Origin of the sequence: Lacinutrix algicola (genome assembly GCF_001418085.1) — a bacterium.
GTDB classification, from domain to species: domain Bacteria; phylum Bacteroidota; class Bacteroidia; order Flavobacteriales; family Flavobacteriaceae; genus Lacinutrix; species Lacinutrix algicola.
Genome location: NZ_LIQH01000042.1, coordinates 47,666 through 71,508 on the forward strand (window position 1 = coordinate 47,666; position 23,843 = coordinate 71,508).

General features: G+C 30.1%; 31 protein-coding genes. 11 read left to right on the plus strand and 20 right to left on the minus strand.

The features are described 5' to 3' along the window. Positions 1-47: 47 nt before the first annotated feature. The 7 genes from ASC41_RS15410 to ASC41_RS15440 form a co-directional block, all read right to left on the minus strand. A complete protein-coding gene (locus tag ASC41_RS15410) occupies positions 48-749 on the minus strand; it encodes a hypothetical protein (protein ID WP_055437553.1) in 702 nt (233 codons plus the stop codon). A 143-nt stretch (positions 750-892) separates the two neighbouring features. Continuing rightward, complete coding sequence (locus ASC41_RS15415; RefSeq protein WP_055437554.1) at positions 893-1,405, minus strand: RDD family protein; 513 nt, start codon at positions 1,403-1,405, stop codon at positions 893-895. 51 nt (positions 1,406-1,456) lie between these two features. Beyond that, positions 1,457-2,272, minus strand: a complete 816-nt coding sequence (locus ASC41_RS15420; protein WP_160318803.1) for an IS3 family transposase — start codon at positions 2,270-2,272, stop codon at positions 1,457-1,459. Between the two features lie 35 nt (positions 2,273-2,307). Next, a complete protein-coding gene (locus ASC41_RS15425) occupies positions 2,308-2,679 on the minus strand; it encodes a transposase (protein WP_055434618.1) in 372 nt (123 codons plus the stop codon). 184 nt (positions 2,680-2,863) lie between these two features. Then, positions 2,864-3,262, minus strand: a complete 399-nt coding sequence (locus tag ASC41_RS15430) for a hypothetical protein (RefSeq protein ID WP_055437555.1) — start codon at positions 3,260-3,262, stop codon at positions 2,864-2,866. A gap of 162 nt (positions 3,263-3,424) precedes the next feature. Next, on the minus strand, positions 3,425-3,907 hold the full coding sequence (locus tag ASC41_RS15435; RefSeq protein ID WP_055437556.1) for a hypothetical protein: 483 nt from the start codon (positions 3,905-3,907) through the stop codon (positions 3,425-3,427). Positions 3,908-4,067: 160 nt separating this feature from the next. After that, a complete protein-coding gene (locus ASC41_RS15440; RefSeq protein ID WP_152971490.1) occupies positions 4,068-4,787 on the minus strand; it encodes a hypothetical protein in 720 nt (239 codons plus the stop codon). Positions 4,788-5,026: 239 nt separating this feature from the next. Between ASC41_RS15440 and ASC41_RS15445 the strand changes: the two genes are divergently transcribed. The 5 genes from ASC41_RS15445 to ASC41_RS15465 all read left to right on the plus strand — a co-directional run bounded on the left by ASC41_RS15445 (position 5,027) and on the right by ASC41_RS15465 (position 9,939). Beyond that, entirely contained in the window at positions 5,027-7,123 is a 2,097-nt protein-coding gene (locus ASC41_RS15445) for a tetratricopeptide repeat-containing sensor histidine kinase (RefSeq protein ID WP_055437558.1), read from the plus strand. 4 nt (positions 7,124-7,127) lie between these two features. Next, on the plus strand, positions 7,128-7,772 hold the full coding sequence (locus tag ASC41_RS15450; RefSeq protein ID WP_055437559.1) for a response regulator transcription factor: 645 nt from the start codon (positions 7,128-7,130) through the stop codon (positions 7,770-7,772). 374 nt (positions 7,773-8,146) lie between these two features. Beyond that, a complete protein-coding gene (locus tag ASC41_RS15455) occupies positions 8,147-8,566 on the plus strand; it encodes a hypothetical protein (protein ID WP_055437560.1) in 420 nt (139 codons plus the stop codon). Between the two features lie 38 nt (positions 8,567-8,604). Next, positions 8,605-9,222 (plus strand): SIMPL domain-containing protein, encoded by a 618-nt coding sequence (locus ASC41_RS15460; protein WP_055437561.1) that lies wholly within the window; start codon positions 8,605-8,607, stop codon positions 9,220-9,222. Between the two features lie 36 nt (positions 9,223-9,258). Further along, entirely contained in the window at positions 9,259-9,939 is a 681-nt protein-coding gene (locus tag ASC41_RS15465) for a Lipl32 family lipoprotein (RefSeq protein ID WP_055437562.1), read from the plus strand. Between the two features lie 184 nt (positions 9,940-10,123). Here the strand turns inward: ASC41_RS15465 and ASC41_RS15470 are convergent, their stop codons facing one another. From ASC41_RS15470 to ASC41_RS15520, 12 genes are all read right to left on the minus strand, one after another. Beyond that, a complete protein-coding gene (locus ASC41_RS15470) occupies positions 10,124-10,804 on the minus strand; it encodes a M949_RS01915 family surface polysaccharide biosynthesis protein (RefSeq protein WP_420835927.1) in 681 nt (226 codons plus the stop codon). 931 nt (positions 10,805-11,735) lie between these two features. After that, positions 11,736-12,110 (minus strand): hypothetical protein, encoded by a 375-nt coding sequence (locus ASC41_RS15475; RefSeq protein WP_055437564.1) that lies wholly within the window; start codon positions 12,108-12,110, stop codon positions 11,736-11,738. Positions 12,111-12,297: 187 nt separating this feature from the next. Continuing rightward, positions 12,298-12,843, minus strand: a complete 546-nt coding sequence (locus tag ASC41_RS15480) for a hypothetical protein (RefSeq protein ID WP_152971491.1) — start codon at positions 12,841-12,843, stop codon at positions 12,298-12,300. 39 nt (positions 12,844-12,882) lie between these two features. Further along, positions 12,883-13,017 carry a transposase gene (locus ASC41_RS17260; protein WP_160318814.1) on the minus strand — a complete coding sequence of 45 codons (135 nt, stop codon included), beginning with the start codon at positions 13,015-13,017 and terminating at the stop codon, positions 12,883-12,885. An 89-nt stretch (positions 13,018-13,106) separates the two neighbouring features. Beyond that, positions 13,107-13,526, minus strand: a complete 420-nt coding sequence (locus ASC41_RS15485; protein WP_241489683.1) for a GNAT family N-acetyltransferase — start codon at positions 13,524-13,526, stop codon at positions 13,107-13,109. A 128-nt stretch (positions 13,527-13,654) separates the two neighbouring features. Further along, complete coding sequence (locus ASC41_RS15490; protein ID WP_055437566.1) at positions 13,655-14,386, minus strand: hypothetical protein; 732 nt, start codon at positions 14,384-14,386, stop codon at positions 13,655-13,657. A 162-nt stretch (positions 14,387-14,548) separates the two neighbouring features. Further along, positions 14,549-15,157, minus strand: a complete 609-nt coding sequence (locus ASC41_RS15495; protein ID WP_055437567.1) for a short chain dehydrogenase — start codon at positions 15,155-15,157, stop codon at positions 14,549-14,551. Between the two features lie 73 nt (positions 15,158-15,230). Further along, on the minus strand, positions 15,231-15,788 hold the full coding sequence (locus tag ASC41_RS15500) for a Crp/Fnr family transcriptional regulator (protein WP_055437568.1): 558 nt from the start codon (positions 15,786-15,788) through the stop codon (positions 15,231-15,233). A 222-nt stretch (positions 15,789-16,010) separates the two neighbouring features. Further along, positions 16,011-16,328, minus strand: a complete 318-nt coding sequence (locus ASC41_RS15505) for a hypothetical protein (protein WP_055437569.1) — start codon at positions 16,326-16,328, stop codon at positions 16,011-16,013. Between the two features lie 4 nt (positions 16,329-16,332). Then, a complete protein-coding gene (locus ASC41_RS15510) occupies positions 16,333-16,836 on the minus strand; it encodes a hypothetical protein (protein ID WP_055437570.1) in 504 nt (167 codons plus the stop codon). 269 nt (positions 16,837-17,105) lie between these two features. Then, complete coding sequence (locus ASC41_RS15515) at positions 17,106-17,600, minus strand: hypothetical protein (RefSeq protein ID WP_160318815.1); 495 nt, start codon at positions 17,598-17,600, stop codon at positions 17,106-17,108. After that, positions 17,536-17,970, minus strand: a complete 435-nt coding sequence (locus ASC41_RS15520) for a hypothetical protein (RefSeq protein WP_055437572.1) — start codon at positions 17,968-17,970, stop codon at positions 17,536-17,538. Before ASC41_RS15520 ends, ASC41_RS15515 begins: the two co-directional genes overlap by 65 nt. Before the next feature lie 346 nt (positions 17,971-18,316). Between ASC41_RS15520 and ASC41_RS15525 the strand changes: the two genes are divergently transcribed. From ASC41_RS15525 to ASC41_RS15545, 5 genes are all read left to right on the plus strand, one after another. After that, on the plus strand, positions 18,317-18,955 hold the full coding sequence (locus tag ASC41_RS15525; RefSeq protein WP_055437573.1) for a hypothetical protein: 639 nt from the start codon (positions 18,317-18,319) through the stop codon (positions 18,953-18,955). A gap of 2 nt (positions 18,956-18,957) precedes the next feature. Beyond that, positions 18,958-20,304 carry a 2TM domain-containing protein gene (locus ASC41_RS15530; protein ID WP_055437574.1) on the plus strand — a complete coding sequence of 449 codons (1,347 nt, stop codon included), beginning with the start codon at positions 18,958-18,960 and terminating at the stop codon, positions 20,302-20,304. Between the two features lie 6 nt (positions 20,305-20,310). Beyond that, the gene (locus ASC41_RS15535) at positions 20,311-20,655 is read left to right on the plus strand and encodes a 2TM domain-containing protein (protein WP_055437575.1); all 345 of its coding nucleotides are present in this window, start codon (positions 20,311-20,313) and stop codon (positions 20,653-20,655) included. Positions 20,656-20,657: 2 nt separating this feature from the next. Beyond that, a complete protein-coding gene (locus ASC41_RS15540; RefSeq protein WP_055437592.1) occupies positions 20,658-20,969 on the plus strand; it encodes a 2TM domain-containing protein in 312 nt (103 codons plus the stop codon). A gap of 140 nt (positions 20,970-21,109) precedes the next feature. Beyond that, positions 21,110-21,865 carry a LytR/AlgR family response regulator transcription factor gene (locus ASC41_RS15545; RefSeq protein ID WP_055437576.1) on the plus strand — a complete coding sequence of 252 codons (756 nt, stop codon included), beginning with the start codon at positions 21,110-21,112 and terminating at the stop codon, positions 21,863-21,865. 8 nt (positions 21,866-21,873) lie between these two features. Here the strand turns inward: ASC41_RS15545 and ASC41_RS15550 are convergent, their stop codons facing one another. Beyond that, positions 21,874-23,046: an LETM1-related biofilm-associated protein gene (locus tag ASC41_RS15550; protein ID WP_055437577.1), complete on the minus strand. Its 1,173-nt coding sequence runs from the start codon at positions 23,044-23,046 to the stop codon at positions 21,874-21,876. A gap of 463 nt (positions 23,047-23,509) precedes the next feature. On the opposite strand from ASC41_RS15550, the gene ASC41_RS15555 reads away from it, so the two are divergent. After that, positions 23,510-23,830: a hypothetical protein gene (locus ASC41_RS15555; protein WP_055437578.1), complete on the plus strand. Its 321-nt coding sequence runs from the start codon at positions 23,510-23,512 to the stop codon at positions 23,828-23,830. The last annotated feature ends 13 nt before the right edge of the window (positions 23,831-23,843 follow it).

Genomic DNA, 23,843 nt, shown 5'->3' on the forward strand with positions numbered 1-23,843 from the left:
GCAATAAATTATATACGGTGTTAGCAATAGTTTTTTCGCTCATAAGTTTATTTTTTTTCAGAATTTTCATCATCGTCATTTCGGATTGCGAGTAATTTACCAATTTCAAAAATCTCAGAGTAGCTTACACTCAAACCAAATGTCAAAACACTATTTTTATTTATTTTAGATACAATCTTAAAATCTCTTTTTTTGTCATAATTCCGACCTACATCAGATTTTGTATGAGCGTAATTTCTTAAATAAAATGCTGGAAATGTATCGAGAACAATTGGTTCTTTCAGTTCCTTGCCTTCGTGAATTATGGTGTAATGAAGATTTGGTGAAAGTATATGTAGAGAAGTGGTGTCAACTTTTTCTCCGATATAAATGTCAACATCACTACCTGCTCCATACCAGCCACCTTTAACCGTTCCTTCTATTGTTATTTCATTATTCTCTCGATTTAGTATAATCCGCTCAAATTTCACCTTTAGATTCTTTCTTTTGGTTTTTCCATTTGTTAGAGGTGCAGTTTTTCCTGTTTTAGGATTTACTATATCAAGTTTTAAAGAGTTCTTATTATAATCTCTAAAACAAGGTTCGTGTCTTTGTTCTTCGGAAAGATGTATAGTTCCATATTGAAACGTTTTCGGGTAAATCTTTAGTCTTTCTATTTCGTCTTGATTAAATGAAATATCAGATTCATTTTGTCCGAAAGAGTTCGAACAGATTATCAGAAGAAATATGAAACTTAAGATGCTTTTCATTGTTTACGAGGTGTTCTTTAAATTATTGCTAACGTTTATGTATAAGAATAGTTGCGGGTTTGTATGCGAGGATTTTCCGAAGGAAAATCAGACGTTACAAACACGCAACGACCTTTTGATTAAGCACTAAGCCGCAATTATTTTTATACGGTGTTACCATACGTTTTTTTTTCCGTTTTCTTTAATTCAGATGTTTTTACAACAATTGTATTTCCCCAAATATCTCCTAATCGTTGATTTTTATCTGTATTTTTTATTGTTATAATTCCGATTAGTCCAAAAAAGAACATATCGATTGGGTCAAGTAAATGTCTTTTCAAAGATTGTCCAAAAGTCAGTTTTTCGTCCGTTCCACTAAAAGTTGAGTTGTCAGTTGATTTTCGGATTGATAAAGGTTTTAATCCGAATAATAAATTTCCGAGTGTTGCTCCGAACCATTGTTCAAGTCCAATAGTCATTATTCCCCAAAATAAAATTGGAATAAGTCCAGGAAGTCCATTTAATGAATATCCACCTTCGTCATTTGGTTCTCCGATTGTAAAAATCAAGAAGAAAGTAAATCCGTAAATAATTATATAATCAACAATTCCTGCGAAAATTCGGTCGCTAATATTTGGTTCAGTTTTAAATTCAGTATTTAAGTTTGTTTCGTTCATCGTTTTTCTCAAATGTCTTGTCCTGAAATATGGCTACAGGTTAAAATTGAATTAAGCTGATAATTTATATACCATATTAGGTGTTTTATAATCTAAAGATAAATGTAATCTTACTTCATTGTATAAATTAATCGCATTTTTTGCAGCTCTCTTAGCGTGACTCACGTTATCAAAGGTCTGGTCTAAATAAAATTCATCTTTTAAAATTCCATTTACACGTTCTGCCATTGCATTTTCGTAACAATGATTTTCTTCGGTCATACTAATATCTATCTTTTTTCTTTTGAGTATTTGTGTGTATACATTGCTACAATACTGTATTCCTCTGTCCGAATGATGAATAAGTTGTTTAATGCTTTTAGCTTGATAAATGGCCTTATTTAGCGCTCTCACACATCCTTTAAGTTCCAAGCTATCACTAATATCATAACCAACTATTTTCCTGGAATGCATATCTGTTATTAAAGCCAGGTAGCAAAAACCCTTTATGGTTCTAATGTATGTGATATCAGATACCCAAACTTGGTTAGCTCTAGTAACTTCTAAGTCTTTTATGATGTTATTATATTTATAAAAACGATGATAAGAGTTCGTAGTTCTAGCACTGGTTTTCCTTCTAAGTGTCAGCATTTGATTTTTTCTAAGCACATTAAATAAAGTATCTCTACCAACTTTAATATTGGCTTTATTAAAATCTGCATTTAATGATTTTACAAGTTTTCTCACGCCTTCTCTAGGAAGGGATTTGCGTCTTTTTCTAACGATATTAATAATCTGTAGTTCTAGGTTTAAACGCTTATCAGCTCTGTTTTTATGCTTGTAATAAGCATTACGTTTAAGTCCAAAACAATGGGTTATAGTTGTCAAAGTAGCAAATCCCTTAGATATCTTTTTGGCTTTACTTAAGGCTTTATACTTAGCTTTTTTTTTAGTTCATTAACTGATTTATAGCCAAGATCTTCAGCAGCTACTTCCAGATAACAATCCTGGACCATAGCATCGAGATCCTTTTTAAGTAGTAGTTTTTTAAGTTGTTCAACCTCTTTTTGAAGTGCTTTAATTCTAGATATTTCGTCTTTTGTTTCCACTTTTACTCTGGTGTTCATTAAGTCTTTACGATTATACTTTTTAATCCACACATTTACTGTTGTAGGTGCAATAGAGTAGAGTTTACAAAGTTCACTCTTTGTGTGTTTTCCGATTGTAAGTTCGGCTAAGATTTTTAATTTAAAAGGTTCACTGTAACGTCTAATTACTTTGTCATTTCTATACATAATGTTTAAAATTATGTAGCCTTATTTCAGGACGGGTCAAAATGTATGGTAACGTTGTTGTATATGGTTTGTTGCGTGGTTAAGAACGTAATTTAGCAAATAAAAACCGAATAGAAAATCCGCGAGGGTTTTCGTAAGCAGGCTAGAACCAGCAATAAATTATATACGGTGTTGCCAACAGTATTTATTCTCTTTTATTATATATTGTTTTCGCTTCTTCTCTCGATTTTTTAAATATGTCAGAGCCAAATTCCGCTGTAATTATTTCTTTCATTTTATCCGTGTAACATTTTGAATCAGGTGTAATTAAACAACCTCCATCAATAATCAAAATTCCATATTTCGATTCCATATATTTTTCATAAAACTCATCGAATTTCCAGTCGTCTTCCTTTTTTATTTTTAGACCATAAGAATAAGAATTATAAATTTTATTTTCGGCGTCTTTTATTGCTCGTTTTGTTCCGCTTTCACAATTTCCGATAAAGATTGAGTCATTTTTAATTCCGCTTTGTTCTTTTTTCGATTGAGAATAACTTAATCCGAAAGTAAAAATCAATATTAAAGTAAAAATTTTATTCATTCCGTTCGGTTTTTCATATTGTTGGCAACGTTGATGTATAAGAATAGTTGCGGGTTTGTATGCGAGGAATTTCCGAAGGAAATTCAGACGTTACAAACACGCAACGATCTTTTGATTAAGCACTAAACCGCAATTATTTTTATACGGTGTTAGCACCAGTTTTTATTTTTCCGATTTGTGACAGCTAATGCCCCAAATATTTAATTTTTCCAAAGTATAGTCGATTTCAACCGTATTTTGGTCAATAACTTTAAATTCATTCCCTTCTTTATAATTTGAGTCAAAAAGGTCATTTAAATTCAACGTGTCTTTTTTTCGTTCCGCAAAGTTCAGCAATACAGTTTTTTCATTTCCGCTCCAAATTCCGTTTGCGTTTATAATGTCAGATTCAGGTTCAGAGTCGTGCATTGGTTCCGGATAAATGCTCATATAAAAATCAAAAGTTCCATTTGGAATTAAAGTCAGTTTTATTAGAGCCAAATCATTATCTCCACTTAAGTAAACAATTGTGTCCTTAATTACTAATTTTTCGGATTTGATAATTTCCGTTTCAGTATTCAATTCCGCACTTTGAGTTATTTCAGATTTCTTCTTTTGACAAGAAAAGACGATTAAAATTAAAACTAAAAATATTGATGTTCTCATTGTTGTTTTCAAATTGGTGCTAACGTTGTTGTATATGGTTTGTTGCGTGTTTTAAGCAACTAATTTAGTAAATAATTACCGACCAAGAAAGTCCGAGAGGACTTTCGTAAGTAGGCGAGAAGCCAGCAATAAATTATATACGGTGTTGCCATCTGGCTTACTATCGCTGAATTGGTTGTATTGGTTGGTCAAGTTTTCTTAAATTCCAATTTTTATTAATCATTATTCCGCTTTCAAGATTGTCTTTCCAGACATTTTTATAAATCGAGTTGACACTTGGATTATTTGGAACGAAAGTCAGAACATCTTCGTAAGTTAAATAAAATTCAATATAACCACCGACATATTCATTATGACGAACACTAACAATTCCGAACTTATCAATTAAATCACTAAGTCTTTTTAGGTCGTTAAAAGGATTTTTATTTCCATATAGTTCTGTTTCTTTATATTCTTCTCTTTTAATAGAATCGTCTTGAATCATAAATGACGGACTAACTTTAATTTGGCCATTATTTAGTTTAGTTATCCAAATATTCGATTTAATTTTCGAAGTGTCAATATCAACGAGAATTGGATATTCCGTTGATTTCAAATGTTTAGGAAAAATCATAAATGAGGCACTATCATTTTCTTTAAAATAGTACGCGCGAAAATCAACTCTGTTATTTTTAATTTTTCTCCATATTTCGCCTTTACCTCGATATTCGAAACGCCAATTTTCAAAGATATTCACATCTTTTTCGCTCAGTTGCTCAGCAATTCTTTCAGCTTGTTTTTCAATTTTCGCATCTGAATATTTGGGATTATTGCAACCAAAAAGAAGTGACATAATTAATGTCAAGAAAAATAACTTGTATGTTTTTAATGTTCTTTTCAAGCTTGATGGCAACAATTATATATAGTCACTATTAACCATATATTTATATATAAAGAAAACCATAACTATTATTCAATTCTTACGGTTTTCCTCATTAATTTAATTATTAATATCAGCAAGCTAAGATTAATAGATAACAAAAAAAAATGCAGAACTGTGTATTTTATACTTTGTAAAAAAAACTTATAAATCCCTGTTTTCGGGGATGCTTATAAGGTTTGCAATTCCTACATTTGTGCATGTTTTTAAAGTTTCGATACTTTTTTTCTTTTCTGTTTGTATGCTATACTTCTATTGGTACAGCACAAACTGCATCGCCTATTATTGAAAGTGAAGAGAGAAAAGTAGATGAGCTTTTTTACTATTATAATAATGGTTCTGATAAAAAAGCATACCAACAAGCCCATAAATTATTAGGGACTTTTAAATCTAGTAAAGCCATAACGAATACTAATTTATTACTGGCATACTACCATAATAAATATGTAGCAAATGATTCGTCTATTTATTACACACACAAAGCACTTAAAAGTAAAAAGAATATTAAAGATTCTTTAGGTGTGCGATTAACCATATTATCTTATCAATTACTTGCTTTAAATAACAAAAACAAAGGTTTATATCAAGAAAGTAAAAAGTGGCATTTAAAGGGAGCAGAGCTTAGTGAAAAACATAAGGAAACAAACTTGTACTACACGCATTTGCATGGCCTGGCAAGTAATTATGTTACACTTGGTAAAACGAAAGAAGCTTTAGAACTCTTTAATAAATGTATAAAGTTTTCTAACGATGAAGAACTTATTTTAGGAAGTTACATCAATTTAGGTTTTATTTATTCGTCACTTTCTAATTACGAAAAGGCTAACAACTATTTACAGAAAGCAAAAGCCATTTGCGAGAAAGACACCCATAGAAAACAAGCCTTAGTAAATGTTATTATTAATATAGGAGATAATTATTTAGGTATAGGCGAAACAGACAAAGCCCTTACGGCTTTTTACGAAGCAAAGAAAATAAGTAGAGAGAATAGATCTTATAATTTAGAACTGATTATTTTAGGTAAAATAGGTACTGTATTATTCAATGAAAAAAGAGACAAAGAAGCATTGTTAATTTTTTCTAATGCTTTAATTAAAGCTGTGAATTTGGGAAATTTAGATATTGAGATGAATAGCTATCTTATGTTAGAAAACCTCTCGATTAGAAAAGGCGATTATCGCAGTGCTTATAGCTACGGTAAACACTATCACAAGATAAAAGATTCTATCGAGAATTCGCAAACAAAAAATGAGATTAATAACTTAGAAGTTAAATTTAAAACGCTAGAAAAAGAAAAAACGATAAAGCAATTACAGATAGAAAACCTAAATAAGAGTTTAAATATAAAAAATAAAGATGCAGATATAGAAAAGTATAAACTCCAAGAAGCTATAATTGCAAAGCAAACCGAAAACCAGGTATTGCAATTACAAAACGGTGTAGAAAAACGTAAAAATGAAATTGCATTATTAAAAGAAAAAGAAGCTTTAAAAGCAGTAGAGTTAGATAGAGAAAAGACTATTAAATACATTGTTCTTGTGGCTTTTTTCATTTTATTAGTTCCTATTGCTGGACTTTTAATTATCTACTATCAAAAATTGCAGGCTCAAAGTTTACTTAATCTAAAAGAAAAAGAGATTAACGAGCAACAAGTACTTTCGTTAAAAAAAGACCAAGAATTAAAACTAATTAAAGCTTCTGTTAGAGGACAGGATCAAGAACGTAAAAAGATTGCTCAAGAAATGCACGATAGTGTTGGTGGTAATTTGGCGGCCATAAAATTACAATTCAGTCAGCTTTCTAATCATCCAGATAAGTTAAAATTAATTTACAGTCAGTTAGACGATACTTACGAGCAAGTAAGAAATATATCTCATAATTTATTACCGAAAAAAATCAGAGAGAATGAGTTTGTTTTTCTAATTAAAGAATACATTAATACGGTAGAGGAAGCGAGTGAGATAAGCTTTAATGTTTCATTTTACGACGAAGAAAATATCAACAGCCTAAACAAGATTTTACAAAACGAATTGTTTTCTATTTTTCAAGAATTAACCACCAATACACTTAAGTACGCTAAAGCGGAAACCATAGATATACAATTAGACCTTTTAAACGAATGTCTGTTTTTTGTTTACGAAGACGATGGTATCGGGTTCGATGTGTCGAAAACCACATTAGGTATAGGTTTAACAAATATTAAGAATAGAATTGAAAATTATAATGGCATATTGCATATCGATTCTAAAGCGAATAGAGGCACAAATATCCATATAGAAATCCCATTAAAAGCATAAATAAATGAAGCATAACCTTATTATAGCCGACGATCATAAAATGTTTTTAGATGGTTTATTAAGTATTTTAAAAACCGAAAGTAATTACAACATTCTATTTACGGCAAAGCATGGCGGACATGTTAAAAAATACATTACAATAAATACCGAAGAAAAAATAGACCTTGTAATTACCGATGTCACTATGCCTGAAGTAGATGGTATTGCTTTAAATAAGTGGATAAAAAAAACTAACAGAAATATAAAAACACTGGTGGTTAGTATGCATAATGATCCGAAAATTATTGACGAGCTTATAGAAAGTAATGTAGATGGCTATCTTCAAAAAAACGCTCAAAAAGAAGAGTTTTTAAAAGCCATAGCAACTATTTTAGGAGGTGAGAAGTATTTCTCTAAAGAGATTAAAGATATCTACCTTAAAAATAAGTTCGAAAAGAATAAAGAAAAAGAAATTAAACTAACAAAAAGAGAAGTGGAAGTGATTTCGCTAATTGCGGAAGAATTTACCACCCAAGAAATAGCAGATAAATTGTTTTTAAGTAAACATACTATAGAAAGTTACCGCAAAAACCTGATTACAAAACTAAATGTTAGAAACCTTGCCGGTCTTACCAAATATGCCATTAAAAAAGGCTACGTATCGTCATAATAAACACCTGTTTTTTAACAACTATATTTTAAGGGTTCTATTTTATAATAGCGCCCTTTTTTATTGCTTTTTTCTTAAAAGCAAGTACACCAGAGGTTTACTAGAAAATAGACTTTTTCTGGTTTGGCTATTCTTTATTATTTTATTTTAAAAATAAAACGAAACTCAATTATAAATTATTGATTGTTAGTGTTTAAAATGCAAACACCCTGTTTTCAGGGTATTCATTTTCACTAAAAACAGGGTTAAATAAAGGACTTATCTGTCATAAATTTGTACCAGAGAATAACAAACACCACAAGTAAATAATATAAAAACAACAGGTGTTTTTATTCAAAAAAACAAACAAATTTTAACCATTAAAAAACAAAATTATGACTTTCGGAATTACACTTATTTTATTAAGCATTATCGCAGTACCATCTTTATTATTATCAAAAAAACCTAACGCAAAAGAGTTGTTAGAAAAAATAGAACCTTACCAAGGTTGGATTGGACTTATCTTTTGCTTTTATGGTGTTTGGGGAATTATTTTTTCAATTTTAAATTTAGGATGGCTTACAACATTCCCAATCTGGTGGGTAACATTATTAGCAGGAAGTGTTGTAGAAGCGGTTCTTGGGTTTATGTTAGGATTTAGCCTTATCAATAAGTTTGTACTATCTAAAAACGAAGCTGCTAAAGAAAAAGCAATCGCGCTTAGAGAGAAATTAGCACCAAAACAAGGGAAATTAGGAATAGTAGGTCTATTTGTAGGTGCATGGATGATTGTTGCTTCAATATTATTCTTCTAAAAACAAAAAGGTAAACTAAAACATAAATTAAAATTATCATGAAAAAATTAATCTTTTTATTGGCTGTGCTATTCTCTGTATCGGCAATAGCGCAAGAACACAGAAATACAATTACCGTGGTTGGTGAAACCGAAACCAGTGTGGAAGACAATAGCTACACTATTTTAATCTCGCTACAACAAATACTTGTTTACGAAGGACAAGGCGAAGTAGAGGTAGCCTCTGTAAGCGAGGTAAAGAACAATTACATAAATAGATTAGGAGATTTGGGTATAGATTTTAGCAGGTTTCGTAGAAGTACGTATTACGAGTTTGCGTCGTCTTATGGACAGGGTAGAGTAACAGAATATTACTTCTTAAAAACAACGAATAAAGAAGAGGTTCGAAAAATTATAAACCTAAAATTAGCAGGAACATCTATAGCAAATACAGAGATAGAAGCTAAGAAATTAACTAAAGACGAATTAGTAAAGCTTGCTAAAAAAGCAATGGATAATGCAAGAGATAAAGCTGAAGCTTTAGCAAAAAAAATGAATAAAACTGTTGGTGAAATTGTGAGTCTTGTAGACCAGAACACAAGCGAACAACATGCACAGAGTTATGGTACTTCTAAAGTACAAAGCCATGTAATAACAGTTTCTTTCGAATTGAAATAATGAATATCAATAAATTAATATAATAAATAACAAATCATGAAAATTAAATTAGTAGTATTATCAGTATTTACTTTCTGTTGTCTTTTTAATGCAGAAGCTCAAAAATTAAAAAAGTTTGGAAGTTCTATCGAGAAAAAGATTGGACCAAAAACAATTAAAGTACCTTATACAGATGTTATATCTTACTTAGGTTATGCTGCCGATGGCAATGAAGACGCAATAGTAGATGGTAAAAAATTCTCTTACATATACATATGGGTGCCTGCTGTTGCTCCAGAATTAGGAGTAAGAATGTTATCTCCTGTGGCTAAAACAAAAGTAAAGAATGCTATAAGCTCTGCAGATTATACTGCAAATAAAGATTCTAAAGATTATTTTGATACTTACATTACTTTAGAACGTTCTACTATTTTCAAAAAAGAAGATATTACAGTAGATGGTGCTAAAAACGCTACTTGGACTACACTTGCTAGTAATGATGATAGTGGCGAAATGCCAAAGCAACCTAGCGGAAGAAAGTACAACTCTCTATTAAGATATAAAAGTGAAGCAGGAAGCCCTACAAAAGCTTTAACTGCAGGTTTATACCGTATTGGTTTTACAACTTACAAAACAGGAGAAGTTAAAGGAACATTTTTAGCAGAAGTTGCTGCTCCAGTAAAATTACCTGGTGTTGTTATGGCTAAAACTATTGAAGAACTTAAAAAAGGACTATAAAAAAACAAAATAGACATTCATAGTTTAAGTAAAACACCTCTTCATGAAAATGAAGAGGTGTTTTTTTTGTAGGATTGTTTCGCTTTTAAAAGGTAGTAATAATTGTTTTTGGTTACTTTCTAATATAATGTTAGCCAAAATAGAAGATGTCCTTTATTGGGTAGATGCTCTGGTTTAAACGATTTTAGTCTTCATCGAATTTTAATTTATTCTTTTCCATAGCTTTTTGCCAACCGTAAGGGAAAATGCCATGATTATTTTCGGCAATGTTTTTCATTAAAACTTTTACTCGATTTTTAATTTCAATAGGTAATTTGTAAAACTGTTTATCAACTTGTGTATTTCTTTCATCATCATGTATTCCGTTTTGATGTCTTATTACACTTTTTTTGTTTTTATAGTAAACTAATATTTTTATTCTTCCATCTGAAAAATCATTCAATCCACGAGTGCCATAAATAATTATAGGATCGGCAAAACCATCGCTATCATAATCCTCTATTTTAAAATATTTTGTCCAATGAGTAATCGAATATTCGTAAAGGTCTGGTAATATAAAATCGTGTAAAGACCATTTTAGATTAAAAACATCATTTTTATACGAGAAACAATAGACTTTAATTATATCGGAACATGTTTCTAGTTCTTCGCATTTAATAGCGTTTTTAGTCATTACAATATAGTGTTCTCCTGCCTTGTCATTATATTTGTAAATTCTGTGTATAGAATACTCTAATTGTAATTTATCTTTAATAGTAACCGTGAAAATAGAATCGATTTCCTCTTTCGACAACTGTTTACTGGTTACTTTATAATTTTGTCCAAAAGAGAAATTGTAGATTATAAGAAATAAAATTATTGTAATTTTTTTTCATTTTTTATTTTTCAAAGTGTTTTAAAACGATGTATTCAATTTTTATGTTTGAAGCTTTTATGATTTTAATTCGTAAACCACGAAATCCAATTGTTTCACTCTCAGATATATCATACTGTAAATCTTGTGTAAAAGCAGGCCTTGCATAATCATTAACATATTCTCGATAAATAAATTTAAGTGCATTACCAACACGACCGTTATAAATGAACTCCTGCTTAAAGTAATCTTTATTCTTCTTTGCTAATACTTTTGTTTTAACATATTCTATTTCTTCTTTAGGAATTATAAAGTTTATTCCAAAATCACTAAAACCGTTTGTGTAAATTCCATCATTATTGTTGGTTGTATAGATTATAGGTTTTTCTCCGCTTTTATAAATTGCTATACCAAATGTTGTATCTGAAGAATTACTATATAAATCATATTTTTCCGTAGAGAAGTCCTTTATAAAAACCTGACCTATCTTAATTGTTTTATTTAGGTAATCTAGTTTAATTTCAAATTGTTTTTTTGTTTTTAAAGCATCATAAGTGAAACCTTTTTCTTTTGTAGCCAGAGAGATTCCTATTTCGGCGTTGTTTATTTTATTTAAATTTGGTGAATACGTTGTAAATACCTCTGGTGTAACAGCTATTTTTTTTTGTTACACATGAGGATAACGTAATTAATAAAAATAGAAAAATTAATCTTTGCATTTAATTTTTTTTTAAATGTTGGACAATGAGTTTGTATAGATTTTAAGTAACTAATTTAATAAAATAAAAACTGAATAGAAAATACGAAAGGATTTTTGGCAATAGGCTAGAGTTAGCAATAAACTATGTATGGTCTTACCGAGAGTATTTGTTTTTCTAACTTTAATACGGTAGTATATAGATTTTCCTCCAACCCTAATAATTTGCAAAAGCAGGTTCTGTTTTTATTCTATTTTCTTTTCAAGAATTGGTCTTGGTAATTTCCAAGGTTTTATAATATTAGGATGTTCATCTCCAGTAAAGTAAGCAGTGTTTTTGGTCCAATTTATTTCAGGTGTTAACCATAACATACCTATATGTGCCTTATTAATTATCTTATCTTCAATTTCGTCATATAAATAAACTACGCCCGATGCATCACTACCTCCACCAGGAAATCTATTAATAAAATTTTCCCAATTATATTGTGAAGCATATACAGAATATTGACTATCAGGACTAAATGTTTTATAGTATTCTCCACTGGTTGATTTGAGATGTATTATAAATCCTATTCCCAATACTAATACTATTAGTAAAAATAATTTTATTTTTTTCATTAACGCATTTTTATAATTTCTGTAAACTTGCTCGACAATGTATTACAACTTGATTGTATATGATTTGTTGCGAGTATGTATGCTAGGATTTTTCGAAGGAAAAAGCAGACGTTAGATACGTATAACGACCTTTGATTAAGCTACTAAACTGCAATTATTTTTATACGGTGTTGTAGCACATTTTTATTCAATACAATTTCTCAATTATTTTTCTTACTTGCAAACTATCATTTGGTTTATCCATAAAAAAAGCAGAAGGTCCAAGTAGATTCGCAATTGCTAAAATTCCGTATTCTTGATTAAACAGAATAGAACTCATTCCGTCTATAATTGGTTCTTTCATTTCGTATTTATCAAACCAAATTTCAGAATTTTTATTGCTCTGAAAAGTTTTGGTTTCATATTTCTTGTAATCGGACAGGTTAAATTTTAGTTTTTGGCTTTTGGTCAAATAACTAATTTTTAGGTTTCGAGTAGAATCTGTTACACTTCTGTAATCATAAATAATTATTGAATCACGAACTGTTTTTATCAACATATATTCCGTTCGAAGTTTTAGAGTGTTATTTGAGAATCCACTTAAATATCTTGATTCCGTATAAATTGATTTTAATTCAGTTGGACTTTCTTCGTATCGTTTTTGGATATAAAAGAATAAATAAATTCCATATGCTAAAGCAGAAATTACAATTAGTGTAAAAACGAAAATCAATATGTCTTTAGTTTTTCTCAAATGTCTAGTCCTGAAATATAGCTATAGGTTAAAATTGAATTAAGCTGATAATTTATATACCATATTAGGTGTTTTATAATCTAAAGATAAATGTAATCTTACTTCATTGTATAAATTAATTGTATTTTTTGCTGCTCTTTTTAAATGTGTTACGTTATCAAAGATAGAACTCATCTTTTAAAATTGGATTTGTTAAGTCGTCTTGTTGACACATGGAAATTTTTGTCATATTCAATAAAATTTCTAAATTTATCCATTATGTCTCATGAGTATTTTTCCATAATTACATATTCAATTCCACCTTTTTTAAATTTTTCGTTTGTAGGTTTTAAATTGAATCTTTCATAGAATTTTGATTTTTCTACTCGCGCATTACACCATAACCTTCTAATTCCTTCTTTCTGTATTAAATCTATTATATTTTTTAATAAAATCGTTCCATATCCTAGTCCTTGAAATTCAATTAATGTTGCAAATTTTCTGAATTGCATTTCATTATCCTCAACAAATAAGGAAATTACTGATGTTATTTTTCCATTTACAAATAAACCAAAATGTCTCGCATTTTCATCATTTGGCAATTCAACATATTCTATCGGTTTATTTGGCCACATAACTTTGTGCCTAATTGGTAATGTTTCAGAGGATGTAATTTGTTTAATTTCTGGAGCTATATTTTTCACTTTTATGAGTGTTTTTGCTAACGTTTATGTGTATAAGTAACTAATTTAGTAAATAAAACACAGATAGAATATTCCGCAGGAATATTCGTAAGCAGGCAGGAACTAGCAATTAAATATACACCTAGTTATCATCTTCTGAATTTTATTATAGATTTATTTTTTGGATTAAATAAGTGTAATTCAGTGTTGTTAAGTTTTATGATTTTTAAGAATTCAGTTAAGTCTTCACTCTCAATTATCAATGTTTGATTGTCATCATCCATTTTCCAATTTGCTATCAATTCAATTTCGAATGGTGCTTTATTTATGAATTTGCCGTTTTCGAGAAATGTGTAATTTACTATTTCAGTATTATTATGCTTAAGTATCATTTCAATATCCTTACCATCTTTAATTTGTCCATTGTGAAACCATTTTCCAATCAAATTTTCTTTTTTAATGTTTATGGCATCAATTTTATCGCGTGAACTCACTTCAATTTGTAAAGTTGCCTTCTCGTCCGATTTTAATAGTTGCCATTCCCTATTTTGATGTTTAAATATAATTTGATTACTGCTAATTTTTTTAATTTCCACCTCATATTTGTAACCATTTGACGAATTAAATTCATAATTGTTTTCACTGATTAAAGACCAAGTCCCATTTTCTGATTTACCCATCACAAATTGAGTATAATTAGTTTGATCAAATGAAAGAGTCATTTCTTTAAAAAATTCATTCGCCATTTTAAGACCTTGTTCATCAATTTCAATGTGATCGGGAATTTTTTCGTATTTCCATTTTCCAATTAAAAAATTTTCTTGTGCAAAACAAAAGTAATTGATAATCAGTAAATTAAGTATTATTAGTGCTTTTTTCATCAATGTTTATTTAATTAGGTGTAACGTGTTTGTGTATGATTAGTTGCGTGTTTTAAGTAACTAATTTAGTAAATAATAACTAAATAAAAAGTCCTCACAAACTTTCGTAAATAGGTGAGGACTTAGCAATAAATTATATACGGTGTTGGCGGTAGTTTTTATTTATGCATCTACAAAAATTACTTGACCCGTAATAAATCCATCAACCGAACGTTCAAAAGCTTTACCTACTAACTTTCCAGGAACTGGCTCAAAACCTGGCATCATTTCACCATAAACATCCCAAGCCTCTTCTAAAACAGTTGGGTTTATTGAGTTTACTCGGATTCCTCTTGGCATTTCAAAAGCAACACATTTAACAAATGTATCAATAGCGCCACTAGTAGTAGCATCAGCAATTGCAAAAGGTATAGGCTTAGTATTTAAAATTCCTGTTATTAAAGTAAATGACCCCTTATCTGCAATATATTCTTGACCAATACGTACAATGTTTATTTGTCCCATCATTTTACTTAAAATGGTACTCATCCATTGTTCTTCGGTCATTTCAGTGAAATTTGCATATTCACAAACACCAACAGTGTTTACAACAGCATCAAAATGACCAACATCTTCGTATAATTTCCTTAATGATGCTTCGCTTGTAATATCTACTTGAAAGTCATAGCTATCAGCAGAACGTCCAGCAGTTATAATTTTGTGTTTTCCTAGACCCGTAAGAGCAGCTTGTCCCATTTTTCCGTTTGCTCCAATTAAAATTATTGTTTTCATATAATATCTGTTTTTAAATTATATGCAAATTTATGAAGCACTAAAGGTTTATGAAGAGGACATTTGTCTAATACTAAATATTAGCCCTTATTCGACTTAGGTGACGTTGTGTAACGCCTAGGTACGAAGCTATATAATGTAGTGGAATCTCTTTGATATATTCAGGTTGTGTTGTAATTAAATCTAAATAGCGTTGTTGAGCTTTGTCTTTTTGATGATTAAATATCCATTTTTCTAATTCTACATATTCTTTTTCGGCAATAATTTTCAAAAAACGCAACCAATTACTATTTGATTTGGCTAAATTTTCTAAAGTTGCTTTTGGTATTGAAATTATTTCAGCATCTGTCAGAGCTTGAATATTTTCTTCAGATTTTTTTTGTGAAATAAATGAAGAATAAGCCATTAATAATTTATTAGGAAAAGTGAAACAATATGTGATTTCATCGTCATTATTTGAATAATAATAGGAACGAAAAATTCCACTTTTGACAAAAGCTATAGAGTCGCAAATTTCATTATTATTAATATATAAATCGCCTTTTTTTAATAAAATAGTTTGAGATAAATTCAAGAAATCATTAATCTCTATGTCGGTAAATAAATTAAATGATTTTAAATATTCGTTCATATCTTTCTTTGATGTTTGGTATGCTCAAATTACCGTCAACAATTATATACAGTTACTATTAACCATACATTCATTACGTAAAGAAAACCATTAGTCTCAATAAACCTTTACGGTTTTCCTCAATTATTTTCTTTATTTTTTTCAGCAGCAAGCTAAGTTTAATTTATACTAAAAAAAATACGTAGAACTACGTATTTTAAAAGCTTAAAAAGAAGCTGTTATTTACACAGTAAAAATGCCAATAGCTTCGTAAAGTACAGCAATAATACCGTTCCATACTTTTTCTAAAATCACTTTAAGTATGCCTTTAAGCGTGTTTATAAAGTTGGTAACCATGTGCTTAAGTCCGTCGAGAAAAAAGGTGATAAGATCGTCTTCAATTTCACCAGTGGCAATACCGGCTTTAATAATTAAGGTTTGCTTAGAAATGGCTTCTATTTGGCGCTCGCTAAAACCATTAACCAAGGCAATGTCTTTTTCTAGTATTGTGGAAGCTACGTTTTTTATGGAGTCTATTAAGTTTGCTGTTTTTGTATTCATGCTATTAACGTTTTAAAAAGCTTTCGTAAGTTATGGCTTGGTCTAAAAATATTTCAATTTCACCTTTAAAGGCTTCTATTACTATTGGGTTTAAACCAGAGGATTGGTCGGTTTCTTTCATTTTAACCAAGTTTTCTACAATACGGTTAAAGGCAAAGGCACTTGGGTAATCGTTAGAGGAGGATAGGCTGTTGCGCTCTGCTAATAGATTGTTTATACGTTGGGTGGTTTTATTACTTGGTATTGGTCGTGCTTTGGCGAGTAGATTTAGGGTTTCGAACTTACTAATTAGGGTGTTGTAAGTGTCTTCTCGTCTAGAATAACTGTCTTTATCTCTTCCACCAGTAACGGTTGCAAAAAACAGATAGGTTTCTGTTGTTGCTTCGGTTGCTTTATCTACAATTACTTGGTTGTAAGTTGGTGCTAAATAGGTTTTGCAACTGGCAAATAATAGGAAGTTAAAGACTATTAATATGCTTTTGTATGTTTTTAGTTTTGTTGTTATCATGTAATGTTAGTTTTTAATATTGTTTATTTTTAAAAGTGCTTCGCCTTTTTCTTCAAACCATCCGCTTTTCTTCGAAAACCACTTTTCTTCAATTTAAGTAATTCGCTGCCATGCGATTGTATTTATAAAGATAATTATATTTATAACTTGTATTTTTATTTATTGTCGCTCTCCTTTTACTTTAAGAGGAGAATGAATTCTAATTTTGCTAGAAAATTAGAAGAAAGAGGAGTTCTATTTCCTCAAAATATCTGCTTTAAATCCAAAGACTATTCTTCTTTTACCTCCAACGTTTTACCAACTTGCTGTCTCCAAAACACAAAACCGATAATAAAACCAAACACCATACCTAGTCCATAACGGTATAAATCGGCATTAATAAACTCTTCTACAGTTTCTTTAGGATTTGCAATCCAAATTAACAACGCAATTACATACATAATTATAGTACCAACTGTTGGATTAATTTTTGGTGGTCTATGCAACGGGAAAAAGATATTAGCACAAATGGCGCCCCAAAAATAGGTGAGTATGTATTTACCGCTATCTACATTAATTTGTATGACTCTACTTATTGTATTATTATCTGGTTTTGTAACCGCTAGGTATAAATCCCAGGCAATTAGAACCACAAAAAGTGTTATTAAAAAGTATTCTATTCTTTTTATAACAACTTCGCTATTTACTATTTTTTTAATCTCAATCATTATTACAAAATAGGTTGGTGTTGGTGCAATTGCCGTTTTCAAAAATGGTATCTTCATGGCGTTGAGACCAAACAAAATGACCGTAAAGCAAGCCGCAAATAATAAATATAACTTGATGATAAGGTTTTATTTTTATTTTATTTCTAAGTAACATTAGTATGCCCGTAATTACCACAAGAAGCGCAACTGGTAACCACCAATTACAACAGAATAATGGTTTGGCGCTTCCTAAGAAAAAATGTCCGCCTAATACGCCCCAAAAAAAAGTGATAAAAAAGTACTTTCCACTAGCCCAAATACTTAGTCTATTGTTTACAGTATCGTTTTTTACTTTGTTGAGGTTTAAAACAAGATTTAAGAGTATAATTATACCAATACACACTTGTACAATTATCCAAACCACTTTTTGAGTAAAAATTTCTGACATCCATTTTATTTGAGACTTAAATTTAGGGAATATCTGCTTTATAAAAAATAAGTACAACTACGTATTTTGTTTTAATACCGAGAATTTTAATTTGAATAACTAAATAGTCTCGCTTAGTACTCCTTCTTTCAGTTGAAGGAAGGTGAATTTCGTAAAACAAAATTCGGATGGTTTGAATAAAAAGACGAAATGCTTTTAATTACAGCAGTAAGGTTAAACGTTGAGGTTTGCATCAATTTAAGACGAAAATACAATTCAGCATAAAAAAACGACAACTCGGTAATTCACTTTTTATAAAGCAGGTATTGTGTTGCATATTTGTCTCAACATTAAAAACCACACCATTATGTATAGATTAGCACTTTTTATTATTTTACTTGTAACGTCTCAAGTAGAAGCACAAACACAAACCGAAAGCAAGTACCAAACAGGCATGCAAAAAGCAATGGCTTTATGGCAAGAAAATAACACCGAAGATGCTGCAAATCTTTTCGAGCGTATTGCAAGTGCAGAAAACGATAATTGGTTACCAAGTTATTATGCTGCACAAGTTTTAATTCTTGACGGATTTACAAAACTACAAGACACTAAAACCTTGAATGCGCAATTATTAAGAGCGCAAGATTTTATTAACGATGCGACTACCAACTCTAAAGAAAATCCTGAAATTATAGTAATGCAAGCCATATTATATACCGTTTATGTTGCCAGCGATGGTGCAAAATATGGGATGACGCTGGCACCAAAAGTAGAACAGCTTTACATGAAAGCGCAAAAGTTAGATCCTAAAAATCCAAGAGTAGTTTTAAATAAAGCAGAATGGAATATGGGTAGCGCAAGATATTTTGGACAAGATACTAAGCCATTTTGTAAGGAATTTGATAAAGCCTTAGAACTTTTTGTTAACTTTAAACCAGAATCTGAGTTTCATCCTAATTGGGGAAAAGAGCGTGCAGAAGCAATGATAGCATCTTGTAAAGAATAAATATGATTAATTTTTTTAAACAGTTGGGTAAAGCATTTAGTATAGGTGTTTTAGTATTTACAATTATTGGTCTTTTTAGATTGTTAAACGGTAATACTTTTAATTTCGATAAATATCTACTAGAATATTTTATATACAACCAAGCGTATTCTGTTGTATTGTTTTTGGCTAATTCATACACTATTAGTTTTATGACAGAGAAAATGGGCTACAAACTCTTTGAGTTTAAAAACCTATTTATGGCAGCAATAATGTCGGTTGGTGTATCAATACTCTCTATTTTTTGTATTCGTTACATTACAAGAGTTATAATATATAGCAGTACTTTTTCTAACTTTTTAAAAACAGAAACACTTAGTAATTATCTTTTTGCTTTAGGAATATCGGTTTTAATTACCACTATTTTTTATGGTATTTACTACTACAAAAGTAAACAAGATAGAAAAGTAAAAGAGCAAAAGGTAATTGCAGGAACTGCAAGTGCAAAGTTCGATGCTTTAAAAAACCAATTAGATCCGCATTTTTTATTTAATAGTTTAAATGTATTAACCAGTTTAATAGAGGAAAATCCAGACAATGCCCAGAAGTTTACAACCAGCTTGTCTAAAGTTTACCGTTACGTTTTAGAGCAAAAAAACAAAGATTTAATTACGGTAGACGAGGAACTTAAATTTGCAAAAACCTATATGTCCCTTCTTAAAATGCGGTTCGAAGACAGTATTATTTTCGATATCCCAGAGCAGGCATCAAACCCAGAAAGTAAAGTTGTACCGCTATCTCTACAACTACTTTTAGAAAATGCAGTAAAACATAATGTAGTAACGGCAAGCAAGCCTTTGCATATTAAAATTTACGAAAGCGATGGTAACTTAATTGTAGAAAACAATTTACAAACCAAACAAGTCGTAAAAAAGAGTAGTGGAGTAGGATTAAATAATATTACGCAACGCTACCAATTATTAACGAACAGAAAAGTAAGTGTTATTGAAGGTAAAGCCCACTTTACAGTAGCAATACCAATGCTTACCAAACAAGTAAAAGTAATGAGACAGATACCAGCAAAACAGTTTGACGATAGTTATATAAGAGCACGTAAACGTGTAGATGAGCAAAAGGAATTTTATTATAATTTAATCTCTTATTGTGCAGTGATTCCGTTTTTAATATTTATAAATTATAATACTTATTGGGATTTTAAATGGTTTTTCTTTCCAATGGCTGGTTGGGGATTAGGCTTGAGTATTCATGCTTACAAAGTGTTTGTAAACGATGGTGTTTTAGGACGCAATTGGGAACAACGTAAAATTGAAAAGTTTATGAAAGAAGAAGAAGACAAACGCTACAGCTAAACACCAATGGAAAACAATATAGAACCTTATAACGAAACAAATTCTGAACGTAACTACGAGCGCGAAGAAGCCTATTTAAGAGCTAAGAAAAGAGTAAAAAAGATAGTAGGTTTCTACTGGCACTTGGCTTCTTATGTAGTAATTAATATCTTTATTTTATATCTTATTTCGCAAAATCTTAACGGAGATCCGTTCTGGAGTTTTAACGTGTTTTCAACAGTATTTTATTGGGGAATAGGTATATTCTTTCATTTTATGGGTGTTTTTGGTCCTAACTTTATGTTTGGTAAAAATTGGGAACAACGCAAATTGGATAAGTTTATAGAAGAAGAAAATAAAAAATGGGAATAATTATGGACACAAATAAAATAGACCAACAAAGGTTAGATCGTGCAAGGCAACGTGTTAAAAAGATAAAAAGTTTTTACACACATTTACTTATTTATATAGTAATAAATTTAATAGTTGTTTTTCAAAACATAGAAAACCTGGAACCTGGCGAAAGCTATTTTCAAGCTCATAATTTTATAACCTTTACACTTTGGGGCATTGTAATTATTATACATGCACTCACTGTTTTTCTACCAAACTTTGTTTTAGGAAGTAATTGGGAGGAACGAAAAATTAAAGAAATTATGGAAAAAGATCAACATATTTGGAAATAGTTTGGGCGTTACCTAAAGGTCAGGCTTTCGGCAGTCGCTCTCTGCGAGGAGCTTCAACAAAGCCTCCATCCTTAACGCAGAAACAGTAACAACGATAAAGAGCAGCAACAACACAAGAGTAAGTAATCTACCAAAAACTAATGAACGTAATAATTATAGAAGACGAAAAACCATCTGCAAGACGTTTACAGCGTATGCTTAAAGTTTTAGATATTGAAGCCGAAACAATGTTACACTCGGTAGAAGAATCTATAGAATGGTTTCAAAATAACGAACATCCAGATCTTATTTTTTTAGATATTCAATTAAGCGATGGCCTTTCTTTCGAGATTTTCGATGCTATCGAAATTACTTCAGCTATAATTTTCACAACCGCTTACGATGAGTACGCACTTCAAGCTTTCAAATTAAATAGTATCGATTATCTATTAAAACCAATAGACGACGAAGAACTAGAAACAGCAGTTTTAAAATTTAAAACACGTATACCTAAAAAGCAAAGTGTAACATTAGATTTTAACGAGATTAAAAAACTACTAATAAACCCAATAGAACGTGAGTATAAAAAACGGTTTTCGGTAAAGGTTGGTCAGCATTTAAAATTGGTAAATATCGATGATATCGAGTGTTTTTATAGCGAAAACAAAGGCACATATTTACATACTTCCGAAGGTAGAAATTACCTTTTAGATACTACTCTCGATAACCTTGAAAATGAATTAGCACCAGAGCATTTTTTTAGAATAAATAGAAAGTTCTTTGTTAATATTCACGCAATCAAAGATATGGTGAGTTATACCAATTCGCGTTTACAAATAAAACTGAATAACTATAACGCGCAAGAGGTTATTGTTGCAAGAGAACGTGTTAAGGATTTTAAAAACTGGTTAGAGTAAAAAATATCTTAATCTTCAATCCTATTATCATCGAATGCAGATGGTAATAGTTTTGGGATAAACTTAATTACTAAAGGCAAGAGCAAAGCACCGCCAGGTAGTAGAAATATAGCAAGGCTTGGTATGGCTTTAAAGATATCTAGTAATTGATCGTTTACTTTCTTTTGTTCCTCTTTAGTAAGATCTTTAACTGTAGATTTTGTTAGCAATAGCATTAACTCTTTACTCTGTGATAATTCTTTGTACAACCTTTTACTGTTTCTAGAAATCAGTTTCATTACCATAGCACTAGAATTATTGTAAAACGATTTTACAATGTTTTTAGAGCCCAATAACACAATGTCTTTTTTGTGTTTTTCAAAAAAGTCTGTAATAGACAGCATCGCATTTTTAACTTCTTTTCTTTCTAGGTTTAAGTCTTTTCCTAACTGAAACAAAAAGTAACGCTCATTGTCGTCTATGGTTTTGTCAGACCATGTTGCCATACAAGCTAAATCTAGAATGTATTGTTTTTCTAATGGTGTTTTTAAAAGAGCAATAACTTGGTTATAATCTAGCTTATTGGTTTGTTGGTAACGTAAAGACTGCTCGAATAAATTAATAAGGCTATTATCGTACTTGGTTTTTTCAATCTTAGAATTTAAAGTCTTTAATACTATGGTTTCAATGGCGCTTTCTTCTTTAATAATAGATGCTTCAGTAATATCACCTGAAATTAAATATTGCTTATAAGCTAGGATATCTACAAAAAGTAAGGCGTTAGTAATAAAGTAGTTAAAGCTTTTGTCGATGAGGTTATTATCTATTTGAATTCTTTTATGAATAATCTTCTCTAGCGTTTCTACAGTATCACCTTTACTAATTATATCTAAAAAAAAGTTGGTTTTATGGGCATTAATTTTTTTGTAAAATGCTACGGTATCCTCAATAAAATCATCTGTTTTTTTTAAACTATTGTGTGTAACATATAATGCTATAAGGTGATTTACTTTACATATCTCTTCAGAAGATAAATCGTCCTTATCTATTAAGTCCTTTACAATATTAGTATTACTACCATATATATAACCACAAGGAATAAGCGCTTTATACAAAACGTTTAACGATGCAAATTCTGTTGAGAATTGATCGTTGTTTATTGAGATTAGCTTTTTAATCCAGCCTGAAGCAGATGGGTTCACTTATTTTTTTCTTTAGTAAAACAAAGTTAGTTTTTTCATCTCACTTTTTAACAGGTTTTTGATGTTAACACAATTTTAACAAAACCGACTTTCAAATTAGTGCGTATGTAGAACTGAGAATAAAAAATTAAGCGATGCTAAAGCAGAAGAAAAATTCTGGGCAAACAAGCTTTAAAAAACACCAAATCAATTTCCTTATTTAGCTAAACTAGCTATTGTAGAATCTCAATTATTTGATGCTACAGGTAATATTGAAAATTTAAAAAAAGCTGAGTCATATTTACTTCAACTCAATCAAAAAACAAATCAGAATAAAGCAGGATATTTAAGAGCTTTAGCGAGAAATTATATTTCACAACATCGTTTTAAAGCCTCTTTAATACTGTTAGAAAAAGTAGAAATTTCTGAATTTTTAACAGATGAAACTTCAAAAAACAAATATATTGCAAGCTATAAAAATGCTGTGCAAAATCCTCAATATGGAGAAATGTACAATGCATACAACGCTAAGCTATTTGCAGAAAACAATAAATTTGTAGATTCAGCAATAGTTATTGCTAAGAGAGAAATTGAAAATAGAGCAACACCACAATCTTACGATTTATTGGCTTGGTCTTTATATAATAATGGTGAATTTAAAAAAGCACTAGACATTGTAAATATGTACATAATTAATAAAACATTCGAGCCAGAGGCTCTATATCACATAGCCGAAATTTATAAAGCTAATGGTATGACAAGTGAATTACAACCATTAAAAAAAGAACTTCTTACGGCTACCTAAGAGCTAGGGCCAT